This is a genomic window from Gordonia aquimaris (genome assembly GCF_026262595.1).
In the GTDB taxonomy this organism is placed as follows: domain Bacteria; phylum Actinomycetota; class Actinomycetes; order Mycobacteriales; family Mycobacteriaceae; genus Gordonia; species Gordonia tangerina.
On record NZ_JAPKFM010000010.1, the window covers coordinates 122,512 to 140,344 of the forward strand.

Here is a 17,833-nt window from a genome sequence, read left to right on the forward strand (position 1 = left end):
TGGCCCGCATGGATGTCATCTCACCCGCCGAGGTCGCCGAGCAGTTCGGGCACCCACACGTTGTCGGCGGGTACCAGTCGACCCGAGTCGTGCATCAGTCGCAGGCCCGGCGCATCCACCCAACGCAGCGCCTCGTGTTCGGCGGGGTGCGGGGTGCCGCACTCGATGCGCGCCCGCAGGGCGACCAGCGTGAGATCGCGGGTCAAGGCGACCGATTCGCGCAGCGCCGCGCCCACCGCGATCGTCACCCCGAGCTCCTCACGCAGTTCTCGACGCAGCGCGTCCGCGGGGCTCTCCCCCGCCTCGACCTTGCCGCCCGGTAGCTCCCAGAGGCCCGCCAGGTCGGGTGGATAGCGCCGCTGCGCCAGCAGTAATCGATCACGGTCCAGGACCGCCCCGGCCACCACGATCCGGTGTCCGGTCATTCGCCGATCACCGCGACCCGCTCTTCGACCAGCTCGAGGGCGGCCCGGTCGCCCACGCCGAGTCGATCCGAGGTGATGGCATCGAGTTCGATGTGGCCCACCTGCACCCGCAGCCGGCGACCGGCCGGCAGATCGGCTACGGCCGCGACTACGCCGGACGACGGGCTCTCCCCGACGACACCGACGGCACGCACGGACTCGGGCCGTAGCCCCAACGACGCGTGTCCGTCCGGGAGATCGAGGGTGGCCTCCCCCAGCGAGGTCACCGCTCGTCCGTCGGTGACCTCGGCGGCCAGCACGGTGGTCACGCCGAGGAACCGGGCCGTCCACTCGTCCTTCGGGCTCAGCCACAGCTCAGCCGGCGCGGCGGTCTGCACCAACGCGCCACTGCGCATCACCGAGATCGAGTCGGCCATCAGCGCGGCCTCGGTGTGATCGTGGGTGACCACGATCGTCGGGGTCGCGGTGGTCGTGACGATGTCTCTGATCTCGGTGGCCAACCGGTCACGCAGCAACCGGTCGAGCGCGGCGAGTGGCTCGTCGAGCAACAACAGCCGCGGGCGGGGTGCCAGCGCCCGGGCCAGCGCGACACGTTGCGCCTGGCCCCCGGAGAGCTCCTCCACGCGACGCTCCCCGAACCCGCTGAGACGGACCAGTTCGAGCATCTCCTCGACTCGCACCCGGATTGCTGGACGGGGCCATCGACGCATCCGCAACCCGTAGGCGATGTTGGCGGCCACACTGCGCCCGCCGAAGAGCTGCCCGTCCTGGAACACCACCCCGAAGTCACGCCGATGCGCCGGAGTGTCGGCCAGGTCCTGGCCATCGAACATGATCCGCCCCGTTGTCAGGGGCTCCAGTCCGGCGATGGCCCGGATGAGCGTGGACTTGCCACACCCTGAGGGACCCAGCAGTGCGGTCACCACCGATCCGCCGGTGCCCGTCGACCAGGTGAGTTCGTCGATCACCGTGGTCGATCCGTACCGCACTGCCACATTGTCGAGTTCCAGCATGTCAGCGATCCACCATCTCAGAGCAGCGCCCCCTGGCGCGGCCGCAGCGCCTCCACGATCGTCACCGCCAGGGTCGTCACGGCGACCAGTACCACGGACGCTGCCATGGCGGTGGCCAGATTCTCCGCGCCGGGTCGGTTCAGGGCGGACCCGATCAGCACCGGCAGCGTGGTGGTGTCGGCGCGCGCCAGGAAACTCGTCGCACCGAACTCCCCGAGCGCCATCACGAAGGCGAACCCGCCGGCCGCGCCCAGAGACCGTCCGATCATCGGCAGGTCGACGGTCCAGAACACCCGCAGCGGTGACGCGCCGAGCGTCATCGCGGCCTGCCGCAGTCGCCACGACACCGATTCGAGCGCGGGCACCGCCACCCGTACCACCACCGGGATGGCGATCAGTGCCTGAACGCACGGGATCACCAGTGGCGATGCGGCCACCTCCCGGGGCAACGCCGCGAGCACGATCAAATAGCCGAATCCCAGTGTCACCGCGCTGATTCCGAGCGGAATGGTAGTAATGACGCCCCCCGCTGCCGCCCAGGCCCCGGTGGATCGATGCATCGCGATGGCGGCGAGGAGACCGACCACCAGCGCGATCACCATCGCGAGCGCGGCCGTGACCAACGAGTAGCGCAGCGATTCCAGCGGGGTGACGCCGTTGACCGATTCGTTGAGCGCGCGGTAGCCGGCCAGCGTCCAGGTCCCGTCGGCTCCGGGGCGTACCGAGTGCACCACCAGGACCGCCAGCGGCGCGACCAGGACCACCGCGACCCACGCCAGAGCGGCGGACACCGGCAACCACTGCCTGCCCCGAGGCCGTACCCGGGTCTCGGCCGCAGCGGTGGGACCCGAACCGCCGGGCTCGGTGAACAGCCGGGTCAGCAGCAGCGCGGCCACCACCACGACGATCTGCAGCATCGACAGGGTCACCGCTTCCGGAATGCGGAAGTAACTGACGGCCTGGGTGTAGATCTCGGTCTCCAGAGTGCGAATCTCCCCGTTGCCCAGGATGATGATCACCCCGAAGCTCGTGGAACAGAACAGGAAGACCAGCGCAGCGGCAGCGCCGACCGCCGGGAGCAGGCGTGGGAGGGTCACGTCGACGAAAGCGCGCGCCCGGGAGGCGCCGAGCGTCTGGGCGACCTGGGCGAGCCGGGGATCCACCGACCGCCACGCCGCCCCGACCACCCGTGCGATCACCGCGACGTTCAGGAAGGCGTGGGCGAGCAGGATCGGCCAGAGTCCCGACGAGATGTCAGCGAAGGCCAGCGGGCCATCGAGCAAGGCCCGGAACGCGACCCCGACGACGACCGTCGGCAACACGAAGGGCACCGTCACCACGACCGTCAGCAACAGCGAGCCGGGGATGTCGATACGGGCGATCAGCCACACCATCGGCGCAGCGACCACCAGCGCCAGCACGGTGGACGCGGCAGCCTGAAACAGGGTGAAGCCCAACAGGTCCACGGCGTTGGTGCGACGCAGCAAGGCGCCGATACCCTCGCCCGAACGCACCTCGACCGCGCGTCGCACGAGCGCACCGAGCGGCCACAGGAAGAACACCAGGATGAAAGCCGCGGGCACCAACCTCAGCGCGAACACGCCCAGACGCCGGCCCGTCACCGCCCGACGGCGTCGCGCCATTCCTGCAGCCACGCCTCCCGATTCTGCGCGACGTAGGCAGGTGGGAGGCTGACAGTCCAGGACGGCACCGGGGCCCGCTGGACCCATCCGTCGGGCAGCGGTGTCCCCTGCTGCACCGGATAGACATACATCGATGACGGCAGGGCCTCCTGCACCGTCGGCGAGAGCATGAAGTCGACCAGTTTTCGCGCGCCGGTGAGATTGTCGGTCCCTTTGAGGATTCCGACGTATTCGACCTGCCGCCAGCAGCTGTCGAGGAGCGCCGAGGTCCCCGGGGTGGCGGCCGGCGACGATGCGTAGGACAGCACGATGGGTTTGTCGCCTTGCGCCTCACCGGCGGAGAACAGCTGGTTGTAGGCGATCTCCCAACCGGAGACCACGGTCGCACCGCCTGCGGTCACCGTCTTCCAGTAGTCCTGCCATCCCTGCGGAAACACCCCGATGGTGGTCAGCAGGAAGGCGAGTCCGGGCGACGAGGTACCGGGATCGAGCAAGGCGGCCTGCGACGCGTATTTCGGGTCACGCAGGTCACGCAGACTCGTCGGCGGTTCCTCACCGCGTGAGGCATACCAGTCGTCGTCGACGTTGAGGCAGACATCGCCACGGTCCACCGCGGTCAGTTCGTTGTCGGAATCGGGCAGCGCGTAATCGGCGGCGCCGCCGGCCGCCATCGGCGACTGGTAGGGCTCGAGCGCACCCGCCTCGATCGGACGCGAGGCAAAGGTGTTGTCGATGCCGAACACCGCATCCGCTTTGGGCGATCCGGGGGTCAGCGACACGGTCGAGGCGAGCTGGCCGGCATCTCCGGATTTGACCACCTTCAGGGTCAATCCGGTCTCCTGGCGGAAGGTGTCGAACACCGAATCCGGCAGGGTGAACGAATCGTGTGTCAGCAACGTGACCTCGGCGCCGGGCTCCGCGTCGTCGGCGCATCCGGCCACCACGGTCGCACCGGTCAGCACCGCTGCCACTGCGGCGACTGCCCTGGTCACGTATCTGCGTCTGTGGACACCGATCACGATGAACGGCCACCTCTCTCGTCGTCTGGCCACTGCTCGATCTAACCAGTAACTCCACGACTACACGACCGTTGCCACAGCGAACCCCATCAGTAACAATTGCATCAACAACACCATTGGTCACATTCTTTGGCGTTAGGCTCCCTGGACGGTGCCCGTCGTCGGCGGGTGCATAGAATGACGCGCGACGCGATCTGCGTCGTCCATCACTGACCGCGGAGTGCAGGCCACAACCGGCCCGCACCGACGACCGATTGGACCGGAAACAGTGCGTTTGCCTGCACTCCTGAGCCCGCGCTCCTCCCGCACCCGTAGCCACGCCGGCCGCCCGGCACGCCGGATCACGGTTGCGGCGATGAGCCTCGTCGCGGCGACCTCGCTGGCCGTACCCGCCGTCGCCGATGCCGCGCCGGCACCCGCACAGCCCAAGGTCGATCAGCGCGTCCTCGACTCGCTCGGCGCCTTCGCCCCCGCCATCATCGGCGCTGTCGCCACCAAGGGGCCGGACGGCAAGATCAGCCCGCAACTTCTCGACCAGGCCAAAGCCCTCGCGGCCGCCCCCGGTCTGCCGCCGAAGGTCAAAGAGATCTGGCAGGACGTGATCGACTTCCTCGGCGAGCCGGGACGGGTGGCAGCGCAGCGACATCTGGCCGCGGAACGCAAACCCGGCGAGCCCGAGATCCCACAGGGACCCAATGCACCGAAGATCCAGGAATTCCTTTATCCGACGCTGGGATTCGGCTGCATGGAGGGCAACGGCAGTCCCGACGGCGGCAACTCGCTGGGCCGGGCGTTGGTCACCGCCGGTCCGCAGGATGCGCCCGCGCCGGGGCCCAAGCGCGGTGAGGCCGGTTACGTCTACACCAGTCTCGGCACCGGCCCGGCCATCAACAACCCCGATCGCAAGCTGTGGGTGACCTGGCTCAACATCGACAACGGCCGAACCGGCCAGCAGCCGCTCAAGCGCAACCCGAAGATCAATGTGACCGACGGCCCGGGCACCTTCACCAGGATCGCCAAGACCGGCAGGGGTCGGATCGTGTCGACGATCTACGGTGACGTCACCACCAAGAGCGACGGACGCATCAACAGCTGCACCATCGTGCCGACGATCGGCCTCGCCATCATCTGACCCACGGGCGGCGACACATTTAGTCACCGACCCCGACCATTCGACACCCCCGGGACTCACGTCCTCGGGGGTGTCGTCGCAGTGCCCAGCGGACCATGTGATCACCGCCACACGTCCACCACCTGCGGGTTCGATCCGCTCCGCCAGATGATCGCCCCATGATCGCGACCATGTCACAGGTCGGACTCACGACTTGCTCCGTCGCCGTCAATCGTGCTCTCTTTTAACTTGAGCAACATCTGTCACATTCGTAACACCGCCGGTGAGACCCGGCGGCGTGCATCGTTGAAGGAGAGAACATGGTGGGCAGCGACATGGTGGGAGCCGGCGCGCGGACACGCCGCCGTCGTCGCCCGTACCGTCTGCGAGCGGGTGCGCTCGGCGTTGCCGTCGCAGCTGCTGCCGGACTGTGTGTACCGGCTCTGGCGACCCCCGCAGCAGCCGCGCCACTGGTAGAGCCGAATTCCCTGACGCTGCCCGACATCCCGTTCGACAGTGAACTCGCGGCGGCCGTGCGGTTGCTGAAGGATGCCGGGGTCGACCGGATGGCACTCGACGCCGCGCAGGCCATCATGACCAGTGTCGGCCAGCTCTCCAGCGACCAGATCGCCGTCCGCGGTGCCGCGACACCGGTCGCCGACTCCGACCCCATGGCGCTGCTGCGCACCCTCGGCATACAGCCACTCACCCCGTCGGTGGCGCCGTTCTGCACCACTCCCACCGACGACAACCCGCTGGGGCTGGTCACCGCCGGCGCCGGCGCGGTCCCAGGGCCATGGCCCCTGGCATCCGAACCCCTGACCCCGCTCGAGGAACTGTTCGGGATCACCCTGCCAAAGCTGAACCTCGTCGATGACGGTCAGACCGCGTATGCCTTTGTCCCGGCATCGGCCGGCACAACCGACGCCAAGATGCAGATCGCCTGGTTCAACGTGGCCACCCTGCAGGGCGGATTCGCCGATCTCGAGCCGATCAGCGACGCACCGATCCTCAAGGCGCTGCCACTGCTGTCCGGGGTCCGCCTGGCACCGGTGCAGACCGGCAACGGCACCGTCTTGTCGGCCGTCTACGGAACCGCCGACCATGCCGGGCGCACCTGCTACTTCCTACCCGCCGTGGGCATAGTCGAGGCCTGACGGGCCCTTCGGACGATCACACCCCTTGACAACGAGAAGCCGCCACATCATGTCCTCGCCTCACCCCCGCCGCGCCATCCGCCGACGGAGATCCACTCGCAGCGCCCGCGCCGCACTGCCCATCGCGGCCGCCGCCCTCCTGCTGGGTGCGACGTCGGTCCTCACCCCGACGACCGCCGCGGGTGCGCCCGGCGCCACCCCGGCCGCGGGAGCCGCCGGGTCGGTGTTCGCCAACCGGGACCTGCCCAAACACCGACTGACGTCGACGGCCGGTTCCGGAGCCGTGTTCACCTACTGGAGCACCGGCACCGACCGGGAACCACGGTTGTCCACCGGTTCGGTGGAGGTGCCGGCCGGAAAAGCACCAGCGGGCGGCTGGCCGATCCTGGTGTGGGCGCACGGCAGCCGCGGCATCGCCGACCGGTGTGCGCCGTCAGCGCAACCGACCCGCGCCGACAGCGACGAGATCGCACGCTGGCTCGACCGCGGATACGCCGTGGTGACCCCGGACTACGCCGGATTGGGCACGCAGGGCACACCGGAGTACTTCGACACAGACACCACCTCGCGCAACATCGTCGATGCCGTCCGGGCCAGTCGCGATGTCGCCGAGAACCTCGGTCGCCGTTGGGTTGTGGTCGGTGAGGGCCAGGGCGCCGCCGCGGCCATCGAGCTCGCACGCACCGCCACCCGCATGCAGGGGCCGAAGCTGGATTATCGCGGGTCGGCCGTGTCGTCCATCCCGGTCGAGTTCGACACACTGATCGGCGGCCTCGGACCTGAGACCGGCACCATGCCCAGTGGTGTCGAGTCCGCCGTGCTGTTCACCCTCAGCGCGATCCGCAACGCCCGTGAATCGGTCGATCTCGATGCGTTCCTGACCGACTCCGGTAGGCACTGGCTCGATCGCGCTGCTGCGGTCTGCGCCGACGACCTGACCGCGGAGTTCTCCGGCACCACCCTCGGATCGCTGTTCCGCCAGCCGTTGTCGGGCAATGGCCAGCTGCTCGATGTCGTCTCCCGCACCCACATGATCCCGATCAAGGGATTCACCCGGCCGGTGATGATGACGCAGAGTCTGTTCGACCAGGATGTCGTCGTGCCACTGTCGCTGCGGTATCTCAACGACGCACAGCACGCCGACCGCCGGGTGACCGCACGCACGTATCTCGCGGTCAACCAACAACAGTCCGAAGCGTTGTCCGACAACGACATGCGATGGTTCGTCGCTCGCGTGGCCGGTCGGTGAGGGCCTCCCAACCGCGTCGCACTCGGCGGCCGGACGGGCGCGCCCTCACCTATCTGGCGCTGGCCACCGCCGCCACGGTGGCCGGCGCAGCGCACCGTCGTCGGCCGGCAGCGCTCACCAAACCGCTTCCCCTGCTGTTTCTCGGGGTCGACGTCGCTCGGCACGCGGGCACTCGGTCGGGAACCGACAATGCGCTACTCGCCGGGGCGGTGGCCTTCTCCGCCGCCGGCGATCGCGCCATGTTGCTCGAGGAGTTCGCCGACGAACCGGCCGACAAGGATCGACGGCTGCAGCTCGGTGCCTCACTGTTCGCGGGCGCGCAGTTGTGCCTGACGGCAGCGATGATGCGGCGCGGCGCGCGGCCATCTGGACGGGGGCTCCTCGTCCGCACCGCTGTCCTCGCCGAATCCGCGACCGTCCTCGCGGTGCACCGTCCGCGGCTGCTGCCGATACTCGGCGGTTACGGCAACTCCCTGGCGCTGATGTCGGCGACCGCCGCCGGTATGCGCCCGTCTCGATCGGCGATGCGTACCGGGGGTCTGCTCTTTCTGGCCTCGGACCTGACGATCATCAACCGACGTCACCTCATCAACAATCCGCGCCTCGCGGCAGCCGGTGAGGCCTGGGTGCTCGCAAGCTATTTCGCCGCACAGTGGCTGCTGTTGACCGGCCTCGGCTCCGAGCCGGACAACGACGACGACTGATCAGCGACCGCCGCCCTTGGCCGACCGGATCGCCTCGAGTTGGGACAGGCGCGATGCGGCAGCCGCGTCCATGTCCTCGAGCTCCATCCCCTTGGTCTCCTCCACCTTGGACCGCACGAAGAAGAACGACGCCGCCGCGCAGAAGGCGAAGAACCCGTAGATCCACCCCAGGCCAAGGGTCTTGCTCATCTCCGGGAACAGCATCGAGATCGTGAAGTTGGCCAACCAGTTGGCGGCGGTGCACACACCGAGTGCGACTCCGCGGATGCTGTTGGGGAACATCTCACCCAGCATCACCCACATGACCGGTCCCCAGGTGGCGGCGAAGAAGATCACGAACACGTTGGCCCCGACCAGCGCGACCGGGCCCCACGGGTCCGGCAGGGCAAGGCAATCGGCGTTGGTGTTGCCCGGCGTACAGGTCGTGTCACCCACGGTGCCGGAGTCGAGATAGGACGCCTGGGTGAATGCGATACAGGCCATGACGAGGCCGATGAACATACCGATCGAGCCGCTGAGCAACAGTTTGCGGCGACCGATGCGATCGACGAACAGGATCGCCACGAACGTCATCCCGACGTTGATGGCGGCGGTGATCACCGATGTCACGAATGCCTCGTCGGTGCTGAAGCCGACCGACTGCCACAGCGTGGTCGAGTAGTAGAAGATCGCATTGATACCGACGAACTGCTGGAAGATCGCCAGCCAAATACCCACCCAGAGAAGCGGATGCAGACCGAACGACGGACCGCGGATGTCCTTCAGCGACGTCCGCGCCTCCCGTTTGACGGTTATCCGGATCTCCTTGACCCGGTCGAGCGGATTGGGCTCGCCGGTCACCTCCTGGAGGATTCGCGCGGCCTCTTCGTCGCGGTGCCGCCCGACGAGGTAGCGCGGGGACTCCGGAATCATCAGTGCCAGCAGGCCATAGATGGCGGCCGGGACGACGCCGACGAGGAACATCCAGCGCCACGCCTCCAGGCCCCACCAGAGGTCGTTCTCCGGGCCTCCGGCGGCGTTTTGCAGCAACGTGTCCGACAGCAGCGCCGCGAAGATGCCGAGTGTGATCGCGAGTTGCTGCAGCGATCCGAGGGCGCCGCGGTAGCGCGCGGGTGCGATCTCGGCGATGTAGGCCGGCGCGATCACCGAGGCGATGCCGATGCCGATGCCGCCCAGGACGCGCCACAGCAACAGGTCCGGAACCGTCTGGGTGTATGCGGTACCGATCGAGTTGATGATGAACAGCGCCGATCCCAGCAGCATGACGCGCTTGCGTCCCCACACGTCGGCGAGCCGACCTGCGAACCAGGCGCCGAGGGCACAACCGAGCAGTGCGATGGCCACGGCGAAACCGGTCAGCAGTTCGGCCATGCCGAAGGTGTCCTCGATGGACTCCACCGCTCCGTTGACGACCGAACTGTCGAAACCGAACAGGAACCCGCCGACCGCCGCGGCGACCGTGACACCGATGACCTTCGCGGTATGTTGCTCAGCGGCCTCGGGGTTGTGCGACTGCGCCATTTGCCGTGTCCTCACCATCGAATTCCGCCACGTCGAGGCGGAGTGCGATTGTCAGGCTACTAGTCCGAGCCCGCGGCGCCGGGGCATTTACGCGCACTATATGGTATCGAAATCCGTTCTCTCAGGCCGTGGCGCGGCCCGCGCAGGTCGACGTGGTCGCGCCGACCATCGGCACGAATGCCATCACACCGATCTTCTGCCGGATGGTGAATGCGACCGGCCCCGGACCCGGGTGGAGATCGACCTGCCAGGTGACCGTGCGCGCACGGGTCGGCACGGTGACCGTCCCGCTGCGGCCGCTGGCGAGGTTGCGCCAGGACACCCGGACCTCGATGGTGTAGTCGAGGATCGCCGGCTGTGCCCGGTTCGACGCGATCAGCGAGATCGCCGGTCCGGGCAGACCATCGGCCGGAAACGGGATCTGGTTGAACACATCGACGTGAATGGGGATGGTCGGGCCCGGCAGCGGGTTCGCGCTGTCGCAGCGCAGGGTGGTCACGAGATTGGGATCGGTGTATTCGGGAATCGCCCGCGCGGCTCCCGATCCGTTGGTGATGACCCCGCCGACCACCGCGGCCACGGCGAGCACCGCAGCAGCGAAGCGGCGGGTTCGCCCACGCTGTGCACAACCCCTGCTGCCCGGCCCCCTGCGCACAATCCCCATGAGGCCAGAGTCTAGGGCCAACTACGATGACCCCATGGCGAATCTCCAGATTGCGCAGGACCCGGCCGCCGATGCCCTGCTGTCCACCGACGCCTTCGCGCTGCTGACCGGGATGTTGCTCGATCAGCAGTTCCCGATGGAACGCGCCTTCGCCGGGCCGGCCAAGATCCGCGATCGGTTCGGCACCATGGAGCCCGATGCGATCGCGGCCGCCGACCCGGAGTCCTTCGCCGATCTGTGTGCGACCCCACCAGCGATCCACCGCTACGGCCGGTCGATGGCCGGTCGCGTCCAGGCCCTTGCACAGGTCGTCGTCGACGAATACGGCTCAGACACCGAACGCATCTGGACCGAGGCGTCCTCGGGCGCCGACCTGTTCGACCGCATCCGCGCCCTGCCCGGTTTCGGCGATCAGAAGGCGAAGATCTTCACCGCTCTGCTGGCCAAGCAGCTCGGCGTGAAACCGACGGGCTGGACCAAGGTCGTTGGTGACTACGGCAAGGCCGGTTTCCGATCGGTGGCCGACGTCACCGATCCGGTGTCGCTGCAGAAGGTCCGCGATTTCAAGAAGGCAGCCAAGGCCGCAGCCAAGAAGGGCTGAATCGGCGCGCCGGATCTGCCAAGCCCCCTCCCGCCAGAACCTGACATCACATAATGTCAGGGTCATGGTTGAGAACAACGGCGGTTCGCCCGGCGTCATCGAGTTGCCGTTCCGACTCGGCTTTGCCGTGACCGGCGTGGTACTGACCGCCGCTGAATCCGCTGTCACCATCGCCCGACTGACCGCCAACAGCGTCCAGCACGAGGTCAACACGGCGCTGGGGATGTCCGGCGATGAACTGGGCAGCTCACGGACACCGATCGCGCTGCTCAACCAACTCGCCGAACTTCTCGGGCCGGACCGGCCGTTCGGACGGATCCTCGCCGCGGGCGGCCCCCTGGAACGACTGTTGAACCCCGACGGTGTGATCGACCGACTGACCGCCCCCGATGGGTTACTCGAGAAGCTCACCGCCAAGGGCGGTCTGTTGGAGCAGATGACCGAGGAGGGCGGCATCCTGGTCCGGCTGACCGCCAAGGACGGACCGCTCGACCGACTCACCCGGCCCGGCGGTGTGGTCGATCAGTTCACCGAGAACGAGGGCATCCTCGAACGGCTGACATCGCAGGGCGGCATCGTCGACAAGCTGACCGCGCCGGACGGAGTGATGGAGAAAGTGACCGCCGACGGTGGGGTGCTCGACCGGATGGCCGCCGACGGCGGCCTGCTCGATCAACTGGTCGGCGAGAACGGCGCGGTCGAACGCGCGATCGCGCCCGATGGTCCGCTGGACCGGATCACCGAACTCACTGAAGTGATCGGTCAGCTCGCCCCCAACCTGCTGGCCATGCAGGACACCGTGCACGAGTTGGCGCAGACCGTCGATCTGCTCAATCAGACCGTCGCACCCCTCGGTGGGCTGGCCGACCGCCTGCCGAAGCGATTGACGCGCGGTTCACGAGGTTCGACACCACACGGCGATCCGGCGATCACCGACGGATCAGAGCGCAACGGCTACTCGCGCGGCGGCGAACCCGACGAGTCCTGACCAGCGCGGCCACCGCCGACCTGGGTCAGCGCCTCGTCGAGCAGGCCCATGTACCCGTCGACATCGGGCATGATCTCCGGACTGGTCGTGACCGAGATGGCCACCGTGTCACCGATCCCGTGCACGCCGTGGGTGAGTCCCTGCGCCGGGGACAGTGTCGGGAAGCCGGTGGTGAACTGAACCCGTCCACCACCGAGCGCGAGGTCGTCGGCGCCGCGGTAGACCGAGGACACCACGGTCACCCCGGTGACCCGATCCGGTCGGCGATCGACGTCGAAATGCCTGACACCCCAGTGGGTCAGTATCGACGGCACCGCATCGTCGGCGCGCCGCTGCGCGATCCGCGCGGGTTCATCGTCGGCGTCGCGGGCGAGAGCGATCTCGGCGGCGATCGCCGTCGACCGTCGGACGGGGTCCGCGATCTCGAGGTGCAGGTCGACACCGACGTTGCGGAAGTTGTTGCGCGCAGCCGTCGGCCGGCTGCGGCCGACGGTCAGTTCGGCCCCGATGCCACCTCGGGGCATCCCGAGATGACGCGCGAGGGCGATCGAGATCACCGTCAGGGCACCGACGGTGACGGTGTGCTCACGCGGGAGTGCATCCCGATCGACAACGATCACCCGCAGGCTCCGTCGGTCGCCGGGTGGACGGTTCAGCACGGTCGGCGGGTATCCGGCCGTCCCGGTAGGCCGGCGACGACGAGCCGCCCGGTAGGCGCACCCGCCACGCCAGATCATCCGGCCGAGTCGCACAGGCAGCAGCACACCACCGATCGCGGCGGCCGCCCCGGCGGCGACCGCAGGCGGCATACCGTCGGTATGGCTCGTCGCGTTCGGACGAAAAACATCGGGAGCGAACAACTTTCGCGCGATGTCGGCCGCACGTCTGCCATCGCCGAGCGCGTGACAGATCTGCAGGACCACCACCACACCGCGCCCACGCGGCGTGGTCACCGGCCCCAAGAGGTGGGCACGCCAGGCATGCCTCGTCGGTGACAGTTGAGCCGACATCAGGGTCGCGATCCGGTCCAGACACTCCGGCCAGGACGTGACGTCGCGATGGAGTCGCACCTGGGAGTCGTCCACGCCGCAGGTCACCCACAACGGGCGATCCAGTACCGCCGGAACATCGCGCACGCGCCGGGTCAGATCCGCCACATCACGCGATCGCCGGCGCAGCTCGTCGGCCCACCGGTCGAGCGGGACACCCTGGTCGGCAAAGGAATACACCAGGAACTGATCGTTGGGGATCGCCTCGGACATCCAGTAGGTCCGAGCGTCGGCCGGTGCCATCCGCTGCATGCCCGCACGGTAGCTCATCGGCGTGCAGCTTCACGGCCGCCGCCGATCACTTCGAGTGTGGTTCCAGATGGATGAAGGCCTGCACGTGGACCTGCGCACCCTCGAGGGCGTCGCGGATCTCGTCCACCGCATCGCCCACGACGCCGGCGAGTTCGTCATAGGAACGCGTCGGTTGCGCCGTGACCGTGAGCCGGATTATCTTTCGGCCGCGGTCGTCGGTCGCCGTGGCCTTCGCCCCGTCGAGAAGCGGATTCGCGGCGAGTTGGGCGCCGACCGCGGTCGCGACCAGTTTCGGTGGCACCGTGAGCACCCCGGAGCGATTGCTGCCGTCGAGGACGAGGTCGTCGACCTTTCCGGGGCGGACCGTGGCCGTGAGCAGCCGCAGACCCCACAGTGCGGCGACGATGGCCACCGCGCCCAGGATCGCCGGCCACCAGGCGGTCTCGGCGGTCCGCGCCGCCCATCCCGCATCGATCCGGTCGATCCAGTCCCGTACGGGACCAACCTCGGCTCGCCACAGCAACGCACCCGCACCGACGGCTACGAGCAGCGCACCGATCACCGCCACTGTGAGCCGGTGCCACACCGCCGGCCTTCGGTTCATCGTTCATCACCTCCGCGCGCGCTCACGATTCTGACCTTGCGACGCAGCGGCGCGGCGATGGTCGACAACACCTCGCCCACGACCTGGTCGATGACCGATCGGTCCACCGAATCGTGCACCGTGACCGACACTTTCACGGTGCGACGGCCCACCACGGTCGTCGCATGCGACACACCGCCGAGCGCGGAGACCGCAGCACTGCAGCGCCGTGCGACATCACCGCGTCGGGTCCACAACACTTCGTGCTCGGCGACGCTCAGATGGGTGCGCCGACGGGGCCGCACGGCGAGCCAGAGCAACACGCCGCCTACGATGATCGACGCGACCGCCGCCGGCCACATCCAGTCCCACCAGTCGATGTCGGCCACCCACAGTGCGGCCGTGGTCAACCAACCGGGCCCGGAGATCCAGCCGGCCGCCACGAGCAGGTCGCGCACGGCGACCACGGCGAGGCTGAGCATTGCGACGCCGATCAGGACACCGGGCACCACCGCGGTGGGATTCGCGGCCGGCGCGAACACCTTCGCGTCGTGAGTGTCGGCGGTCTTGGCCGCGGTCGTGCGGTTGTGCTCGCCGGGAACCGACATCTGCGTCGTCACCGCTGTACCTCCTGACGTTCGGCATCGGGCCTTGCGTCTGCGTCCGCATCGTCGAGGGCCGGGTCGGGTTCCCTCGGCGCCGGAGGCACCGGAGGCAGCTCGGTGTAGCCGCGACGAGGGTCACCGGTGGCGGCGATGTCGGCGGCGTTCACCACCGCCGCGACGGAGACGTCCACTCGTGACGGTCGATGTCCGGTCAGCCGATCGAGATCGCGGGTCACCGCATCGCGCACCATCAGGCACACATCGGTGAGCCGGCACGGCCACCGCACCGCGATCGTCACCTGCACCCGCGGCGTCGCCGCCGACATGTCCACCGAGACCTGCGGGTAGTCGCCACCGGCGATGGCCCGGCCCGGCGTCGAGCCGGACAGCATCGACCCGAGCGTCGTCCGGTGGGTGATGACGCCGTGGACTCCGAGGGCCGCACGGACCGCGGTCTTCTCACCGACGCGATCGGCGATGACCAGGCCACCGCGGGCGGTGGCATGGTCAACCACGGTTGCGGCTCCGTACCACGTCCCGCACATCGATCACTCCGTCGCGCTGCAGACCCGCCAGCACCCCGATCGCACCGAGCACCAGCGCGAGCACGAAGCCACCGAAACCACCGGTGATCGCCGCTATCGCCAGCAGCAGGCCGGCGATCATGCCGACCACCGCGTTCTGTGGCATCTGGTTCTCCTTCCCCATCACAACCCACCATCGGCTGCATCGATCGGCTCGGTCCTGACGCTGATGTCCTCGACCGTCACGACGGTGGGGACGCCGGTCAGGTCGTGCACCGTCTCGCGCACCGCCGACGCGACCTCACGAAGGTCGTGGGTCGCGTCGACAAGGATATGCACCTCTGCCGAATCATCTTCCAGCACAATGCCGTTCACCCGTCGACCGGGCAGATAGGTGGCGATCTCGCCGAAGATCCCGCCGTACAATCCGGCGACCCCGGGCACGGCGGTCACGGCATCCACCACACCGGCCGCGGTTGTCGCCTGCGCGTCCGGTGTGCTCACTGGACGCGCGGGGTCTCGTCGACGCCCTCGTCGTCGTCCTCGAAGCGGATGTCGTGCACCGTGACGTTCACCTCGGTCACCTCGAGTCCGGTCATCTGCTCGATGGCGGTGATGACGTTGCGCCGAATGGCGGCGGCCAGCTGGTGGATCGCCACGCCGTAGTCGGCCACGATCGACACGTCGACGGCTGCCTGCCGTTCCCCCACCTCCACGGCAATCCCCTGAGTGGTGCTGGTGGTCGCGCCCGGCAAAGCTTCCCGGACCCGGCCGACCACCCGCTCAGCAGCGCCGCCGACATCTTGGACGCCGTCGATCTCGCGGGTGGCGATACCCGCGATTTTCGCCACGACGATGTCGGAGATCGATGTCCTCCCGCGATCGCCGGCCGGGTCCTTGTGCACCAGGCTGGTGCCGACACCGCCGGTGGCGGCCGACGGCCGCTCCCGCTCGATGGTGGCGGACTGGGTGCGGCTGGTCGTGTCGGACATGCGAACTCCTTCGTTCTCCGGGGGCCACCACGTTCTTCGGTGCGCGACCTGCGTACCCGGGCGGTGGCCCGTGTATAGAGTCAGTCGCAGTGGAAACGGAAAGTGCACGCACGAGTTCTGGTGATGCCGGTCACATGAATGGTTCAAGGTTCCCACGAGTGGCCGGCATGGATGGCCATGGGCCGACGGCACACCGGCCCGCATCGTCGCCGCTGGAACTGACGGCGATGTCCGACGACGAGTTGGCGGCAGCCGCCGCGGTCGGTGATCGTGAGGCCTTCGGCCTGTTGGTGGCGCGCGTCCCTCCCGGCCTGCTGCGCTATCTGAGACGCATGGTGCCCGACCCCCAGACCGCCGAGGATCTCGCCCAGGAGACCTTGATGCATGCGTGGAAGAGCCTGCCGGATTTCGCATTCCGCAGTTCCTTTCGCACCTGGATGTTCGCCATCGCTCACCGTCGGACCACCGATTACCGACGCAGGCGTCGCGAGTTGCCCACCGCCGACGAGCAGTTCGCGGCGCTCGCCGACCCATGCCCCCTCCCCGCAGATGTCGCCGAACACTCCTCGTTGGTCGAGGCATTGCGCACCGAACTCGGCAACCTGCCGCCCACCTCGCGCACGGCGTGGTGGCTGCGCGAGAACGAGGGGATGTCGCTCGACGAGATCGCCCGGGTGTTGCAGACCAGCACCGGGTCCGTCCGCGGTCATCTGCAGCGCAGCAGGAGGTATCTGTCCATCCGGCTGCGACCCTGGCGCCCCGGCGGCCCACCCGATGCGGAGAAACCCCCGACAACCAGACCGCCACGGAACACAGACCGATCGACAACATCCGGGAAGGAGCGCAACCGTGAATGACATATTCGTCGACGGTGGGCACTCCGACGAGACGGACGCGTGGCTGGTGGAGGCGAGTCGAGACCTCGACGAACCCGACGAGGACGTGACCCGTCTGATCGACGTCGCCGGTCTGCGGATCGGACTGATCGCGCGCTACCGCGACGACCTCCTCGCGTTGTCCAACGAGGTGCGCGACGTCGCCGAAGCAGTGTTGAGCGCAACCCTCGGAGACTGGAGCAGCGCGGCTGCGCGACAAGCCATCACGGTCCGATGGCAGGATGTGTACACCCGGCTGACCTGACGGGCGCGTTCGGTCGGCAGCCTCAGTCCACGACGGGACCCGTGCTGCGCACCTCGTCGACCCGGTCCATCGCCGTGCGAAGCTCGGTGAGCCACGAATCCGTGTGCTGCCCGACGAGTTTCACACACCAGGCCAGCGCATCGGCGCGACTGCGTGCAACCCCGGCCGAGACCAGTGTGTCGAGTACCTGGCGTTGCGGTTGACGCAGTCGCGTCATGACGGGCACGGCGAGGTGGGTGAACAACTGCGCGGATTCGCCGCATCGCACGCCCCAGGCGACCTTGCGGTCGAATCGATGTTCCGCCTCCCGCGCAACCTCTATGCGTTGATCGCGCGTGGTTTCCCGGAAGCGCGCGATCCGGCCGGCCTCGGCCTGCGCGACCGTCGCCGGATCGGCCCCGGATTCGGTATCGGGCGCAGCAATGGTGCCGACGATGGTGATCTCCTCACGATCAACCGATACCTCGGGTGCGCCGACGAACAATTCGTCGGGCAGGCGTCCGGCCAACCATCCGCTCACTTCTGCCGCGGTATCGGACATGGCAACCTCCAGGTGATTACTTGTAATCAGTATTACTTGCATTCAGAGTAGC

General features: G+C 68.2%; 22 protein-coding genes. 8 read left to right on the forward strand and 14 right to left on the reverse strand.

The features are described 5' to 3' along the window. Positions 1-20 precede the first annotated feature (20 nt). From OSB52_RS11725 to OSB52_RS11740, 4 genes are read right to left on the reverse strand one after another with little or no spacing between them, the layout of a single operon-like run. Positions 21-425, reverse strand: a complete 405-nt coding sequence (locus tag OSB52_RS11725) for a (deoxy)nucleoside triphosphate pyrophosphohydrolase (protein ID WP_266061784.1) — start codon at positions 423-425, stop codon at positions 21-23. Continuing rightward, positions 422-1,438, reverse strand: coding sequence for an ABC transporter ATP-binding protein (locus tag OSB52_RS11730; RefSeq protein WP_235722427.1), 1,017 nt, complete (start codon positions 1,436-1,438; stop codon positions 422-424). The genes OSB52_RS11725 and OSB52_RS11730 overlap by 4 nt, the downstream gene beginning before the upstream one ends. Positions 1,439-1,455: 17 nt before the next feature. Further along, positions 1,456-3,081 carry an ABC transporter permease gene (locus OSB52_RS11735; protein WP_266061826.1) on the reverse strand — a complete coding sequence of 542 codons (1,626 nt, stop codon included), beginning with the start codon at positions 3,079-3,081 and terminating at the stop codon, positions 1,456-1,458. Continuing rightward, a complete protein-coding gene (locus OSB52_RS11740) occupies positions 3,057-4,073 on the reverse strand; it encodes a thiamine ABC transporter substrate-binding protein (RefSeq protein WP_235722425.1) in 1,017 nt (338 codons plus the stop codon). Before OSB52_RS11740 ends, OSB52_RS11735 begins: the two co-directional genes overlap by 25 nt. Positions 4,074-4,455: 382 nt before the next feature. Between OSB52_RS11740 and OSB52_RS11745 the strand changes: the two genes are divergently transcribed. The 4 genes from OSB52_RS11745 to OSB52_RS11760 all read left to right on the forward strand — a co-directional run bounded on the left by OSB52_RS11745 (position 4,456) and on the right by OSB52_RS11760 (position 8,321). Further along, positions 4,456-5,232 (forward strand): Rv1157c family protein, encoded by a 777-nt coding sequence (locus OSB52_RS11745; RefSeq protein WP_266061787.1) that lies wholly within the window; start codon positions 4,456-4,458, stop codon positions 5,230-5,232. A gap of 299 nt (positions 5,233-5,531) precedes the next feature. Further along, positions 5,532-6,368 carry a hypothetical protein gene (locus OSB52_RS11750; protein WP_372474967.1) on the forward strand — a complete coding sequence of 279 codons (837 nt, stop codon included), beginning with the start codon at positions 5,532-5,534 and terminating at the stop codon, positions 6,366-6,368. 49 nt (positions 6,369-6,417) lie between these two features. Next, complete coding sequence (locus OSB52_RS11755) at positions 6,418-7,617, forward strand: lipase family protein (protein ID WP_266061789.1); 1,200 nt, start codon at positions 6,418-6,420, stop codon at positions 7,615-7,617. Then, positions 7,614-8,321: a lysoplasmalogenase family protein gene (locus OSB52_RS11760; protein ID WP_372512403.1), complete on the forward strand. Its 708-nt coding sequence runs from the start codon at positions 7,614-7,616 to the stop codon at positions 8,319-8,321. Before OSB52_RS11755 ends, OSB52_RS11760 begins: the two co-directional genes overlap by 4 nt. Here the strand turns inward: OSB52_RS11760 and OSB52_RS11765 are convergent, their stop codons facing one another. Beyond that, complete coding sequence (locus OSB52_RS11765; protein WP_235722419.1) at positions 8,322-9,842, reverse strand: sugar porter family MFS transporter; 1,521 nt, start codon at positions 9,840-9,842, stop codon at positions 8,322-8,324. A 121-nt stretch (positions 9,843-9,963) separates the two neighbouring features. Then, positions 9,964-10,506, reverse strand: a complete 543-nt coding sequence (locus OSB52_RS11770) for a hypothetical protein (protein ID WP_266061791.1) — start codon at positions 10,504-10,506, stop codon at positions 9,964-9,966. Between the two features lie 34 nt (positions 10,507-10,540). On the opposite strand from OSB52_RS11770, the gene OSB52_RS11775 reads away from it, so the two are divergent. Together OSB52_RS11775 and OSB52_RS11780 are read left to right on the forward strand one after the other, a co-directional pair. Next, on the forward strand, positions 10,541-11,107 hold the full coding sequence (locus OSB52_RS11775; RefSeq protein ID WP_235722417.1) for an HhH-GPD-type base excision DNA repair protein: 567 nt from the start codon (positions 10,541-10,543) through the stop codon (positions 11,105-11,107). Between the two features lie 64 nt (positions 11,108-11,171). Next, entirely contained in the window at positions 11,172-12,095 is a 924-nt protein-coding gene (locus tag OSB52_RS11780) for a hypothetical protein (RefSeq protein WP_235722416.1), read from the forward strand. Here OSB52_RS11780 and OSB52_RS11785 read toward each other — a convergent pair. From OSB52_RS11785 to OSB52_RS11815, 7 genes are read right to left on the reverse strand one after another with little or no spacing between them, the layout of a single operon-like run. Continuing rightward, positions 12,062-13,414, reverse strand: coding sequence for a WS/DGAT domain-containing protein (locus OSB52_RS11785; protein ID WP_266061794.1), 1,353 nt, complete (start codon positions 13,412-13,414; stop codon positions 12,062-12,064). The genes OSB52_RS11780 and OSB52_RS11785 overlap by 34 nt on opposite strands. Before the next feature lie 28 nt (positions 13,415-13,442). After that, positions 13,443-14,000: an Asp23/Gls24 family envelope stress response protein gene (locus OSB52_RS11790; RefSeq protein ID WP_235722414.1), complete on the reverse strand. Its 558-nt coding sequence runs from the start codon at positions 13,998-14,000 to the stop codon at positions 13,443-13,445. Further along, positions 13,997-14,599, reverse strand: coding sequence for a DUF6286 domain-containing protein (locus OSB52_RS11795; protein ID WP_235722413.1), 603 nt, complete (start codon positions 14,597-14,599; stop codon positions 13,997-13,999). The genes OSB52_RS11790 and OSB52_RS11795 overlap by 4 nt, the downstream gene beginning before the upstream one ends. Beyond that, positions 14,596-15,099: an Asp23/Gls24 family envelope stress response protein gene (locus OSB52_RS11800; RefSeq protein WP_266061797.1), complete on the reverse strand. Its 504-nt coding sequence runs from the start codon at positions 15,097-15,099 to the stop codon at positions 14,596-14,598. The genes OSB52_RS11795 and OSB52_RS11800 overlap by 4 nt, the downstream gene beginning before the upstream one ends. After that, positions 15,092-15,274 carry a DUF2273 domain-containing protein gene (locus OSB52_RS11805; protein ID WP_266061799.1) on the reverse strand — a complete coding sequence of 61 codons (183 nt, stop codon included), beginning with the start codon at positions 15,272-15,274 and terminating at the stop codon, positions 15,092-15,094. Before OSB52_RS11805 ends, OSB52_RS11800 begins: the two co-directional genes overlap by 8 nt. Positions 15,275-15,291: 17 nt before the next feature. Beyond that, on the reverse strand, positions 15,292-15,612 hold the full coding sequence (locus OSB52_RS11810; RefSeq protein ID WP_266061801.1) for an Asp23/Gls24 family envelope stress response protein: 321 nt from the start codon (positions 15,610-15,612) through the stop codon (positions 15,292-15,294). Then, the gene (locus OSB52_RS11815; RefSeq protein ID WP_235722409.1) at positions 15,609-16,100 is read right to left on the reverse strand and encodes an Asp23/Gls24 family envelope stress response protein; all 492 of its coding nucleotides are present in this window, start codon (positions 16,098-16,100) and stop codon (positions 15,609-15,611) included. Before OSB52_RS11815 ends, OSB52_RS11810 begins: the two co-directional genes overlap by 4 nt. Before the next feature lie 167 nt (positions 16,101-16,267). Here OSB52_RS11815 and OSB52_RS11820 point away from each other — a divergent pair, with 167 nt between their 5' ends. Continuing rightward, on the forward strand, positions 16,268-16,957 hold the full coding sequence (locus tag OSB52_RS11820; protein WP_235722774.1) for an RNA polymerase sigma factor: 690 nt from the start codon (positions 16,268-16,270) through the stop codon (positions 16,955-16,957). Beyond that, the gene (locus OSB52_RS11825; RefSeq protein WP_235722408.1) at positions 16,950-17,240 is read left to right on the forward strand and encodes a hypothetical protein; all 291 of its coding nucleotides are present in this window, start codon (positions 16,950-16,952) and stop codon (positions 17,238-17,240) included. The genes OSB52_RS11820 and OSB52_RS11825 overlap by 8 nt, the downstream gene beginning before the upstream one ends. Before the next feature lie 22 nt (positions 17,241-17,262). Here the strand turns inward: OSB52_RS11825 and abmR are convergent, their stop codons facing one another. Beyond that, entirely contained in the window at positions 17,263-17,781 is a 519-nt protein-coding gene (gene abmR / locus OSB52_RS11830) for an ATP-binding transcription factor AbmR (protein ID WP_235722407.1), read from the reverse strand. Between the last annotated feature and the right edge of the window lie 52 nt (positions 17,782-17,833).

Excerpts from the sequence above, each read along its gene's own strand:
- OSB52_RS11775 (WP_235722417.1), top strand. The coding sequence starts at position 10,541 with ATGGCGAATCTCCAGATTGCGCAGGACCCGGCCGCCGATGCCCTGCTG.
- OSB52_RS11730 (WP_235722427.1), bottom strand. The coding sequence starts at position 1,438 with ATGCTGGAACTCGACAATGTGGCAGTGCGGTACGGATCGACCACGGTG.
- OSB52_RS11820 (WP_235722774.1), top strand. The coding sequence starts at position 16,268 with ATGGATGGCCATGGGCCGACGGCACACCGGCCCGCATCGTCGCCGCTG.
- OSB52_RS11815 (WP_235722409.1), bottom strand. The coding sequence starts at position 16,100 with ATGTCCGACACGACCAGCCGCACCCAGTCCGCCACCATCGAGCGGGAG.
- OSB52_RS11735 (WP_266061826.1), bottom strand. The coding sequence starts at position 3,081 with ATGGCGCGACGCCGTCGGGCGGTGACGGGCCGGCGTCTGGGCGTGTTC.
- OSB52_RS11725 (WP_266061784.1), bottom strand. The coding sequence starts at position 425 with ATGACCGGACACCGGATCGTGGTGGCCGGGGCGGTCCTGGACCGTGAT.
- OSB52_RS11765 (WP_235722419.1), bottom strand. The coding sequence starts at position 9,842 with ATGGCGCAGTCGCACAACCCCGAGGCCGCTGAGCAACATACCGCGAAG.
- OSB52_RS11770 (WP_266061791.1), bottom strand. The coding sequence starts at position 10,506 with ATGGGGATTGTGCGCAGGGGGCCGGGCAGCAGGGGTTGTGCACAGCGT.
- OSB52_RS11750 (WP_372474967.1), top strand. The coding sequence starts at position 5,532 with ATGGTGGGCAGCGACATGGTGGGAGCCGGCGCGCGGACACGCCGCCGT.
- OSB52_RS11805 (WP_266061799.1), bottom strand. The coding sequence starts at position 15,274 with ATGCCACAGAACGCGGTGGTCGGCATGATCGCCGGCCTGCTGCTGGCG.
- OSB52_RS11780 (WP_235722416.1), top strand. The coding sequence starts at position 11,172 with ATGGTTGAGAACAACGGCGGTTCGCCCGGCGTCATCGAGTTGCCGTTC.
- OSB52_RS11755 (WP_266061789.1), top strand. The coding sequence starts at position 6,418 with ATGTCCTCGCCTCACCCCCGCCGCGCCATCCGCCGACGGAGATCCACT.
- OSB52_RS11785 (WP_266061794.1), bottom strand. The coding sequence starts at position 13,414 with ATGAGCTACCGTGCGGGCATGCAGCGGATGGCACCGGCCGACGCTCGG.
- OSB52_RS11790 (WP_235722414.1), bottom strand. The coding sequence starts at position 14,000 with ATGAACCGAAGGCCGGCGGTGTGGCACCGGCTCACAGTGGCGGTGATC.
- OSB52_RS11745 (WP_266061787.1), top strand. The coding sequence starts at position 4,456 with ATGAGCCTCGTCGCGGCGACCTCGCTGGCCGTACCCGCCGTCGCCGAT.
- abmR (WP_235722407.1), bottom strand. The coding sequence starts at position 17,781 with ATGTCCGATACCGCGGCAGAAGTGAGCGGATGGTTGGCCGGACGCCTG.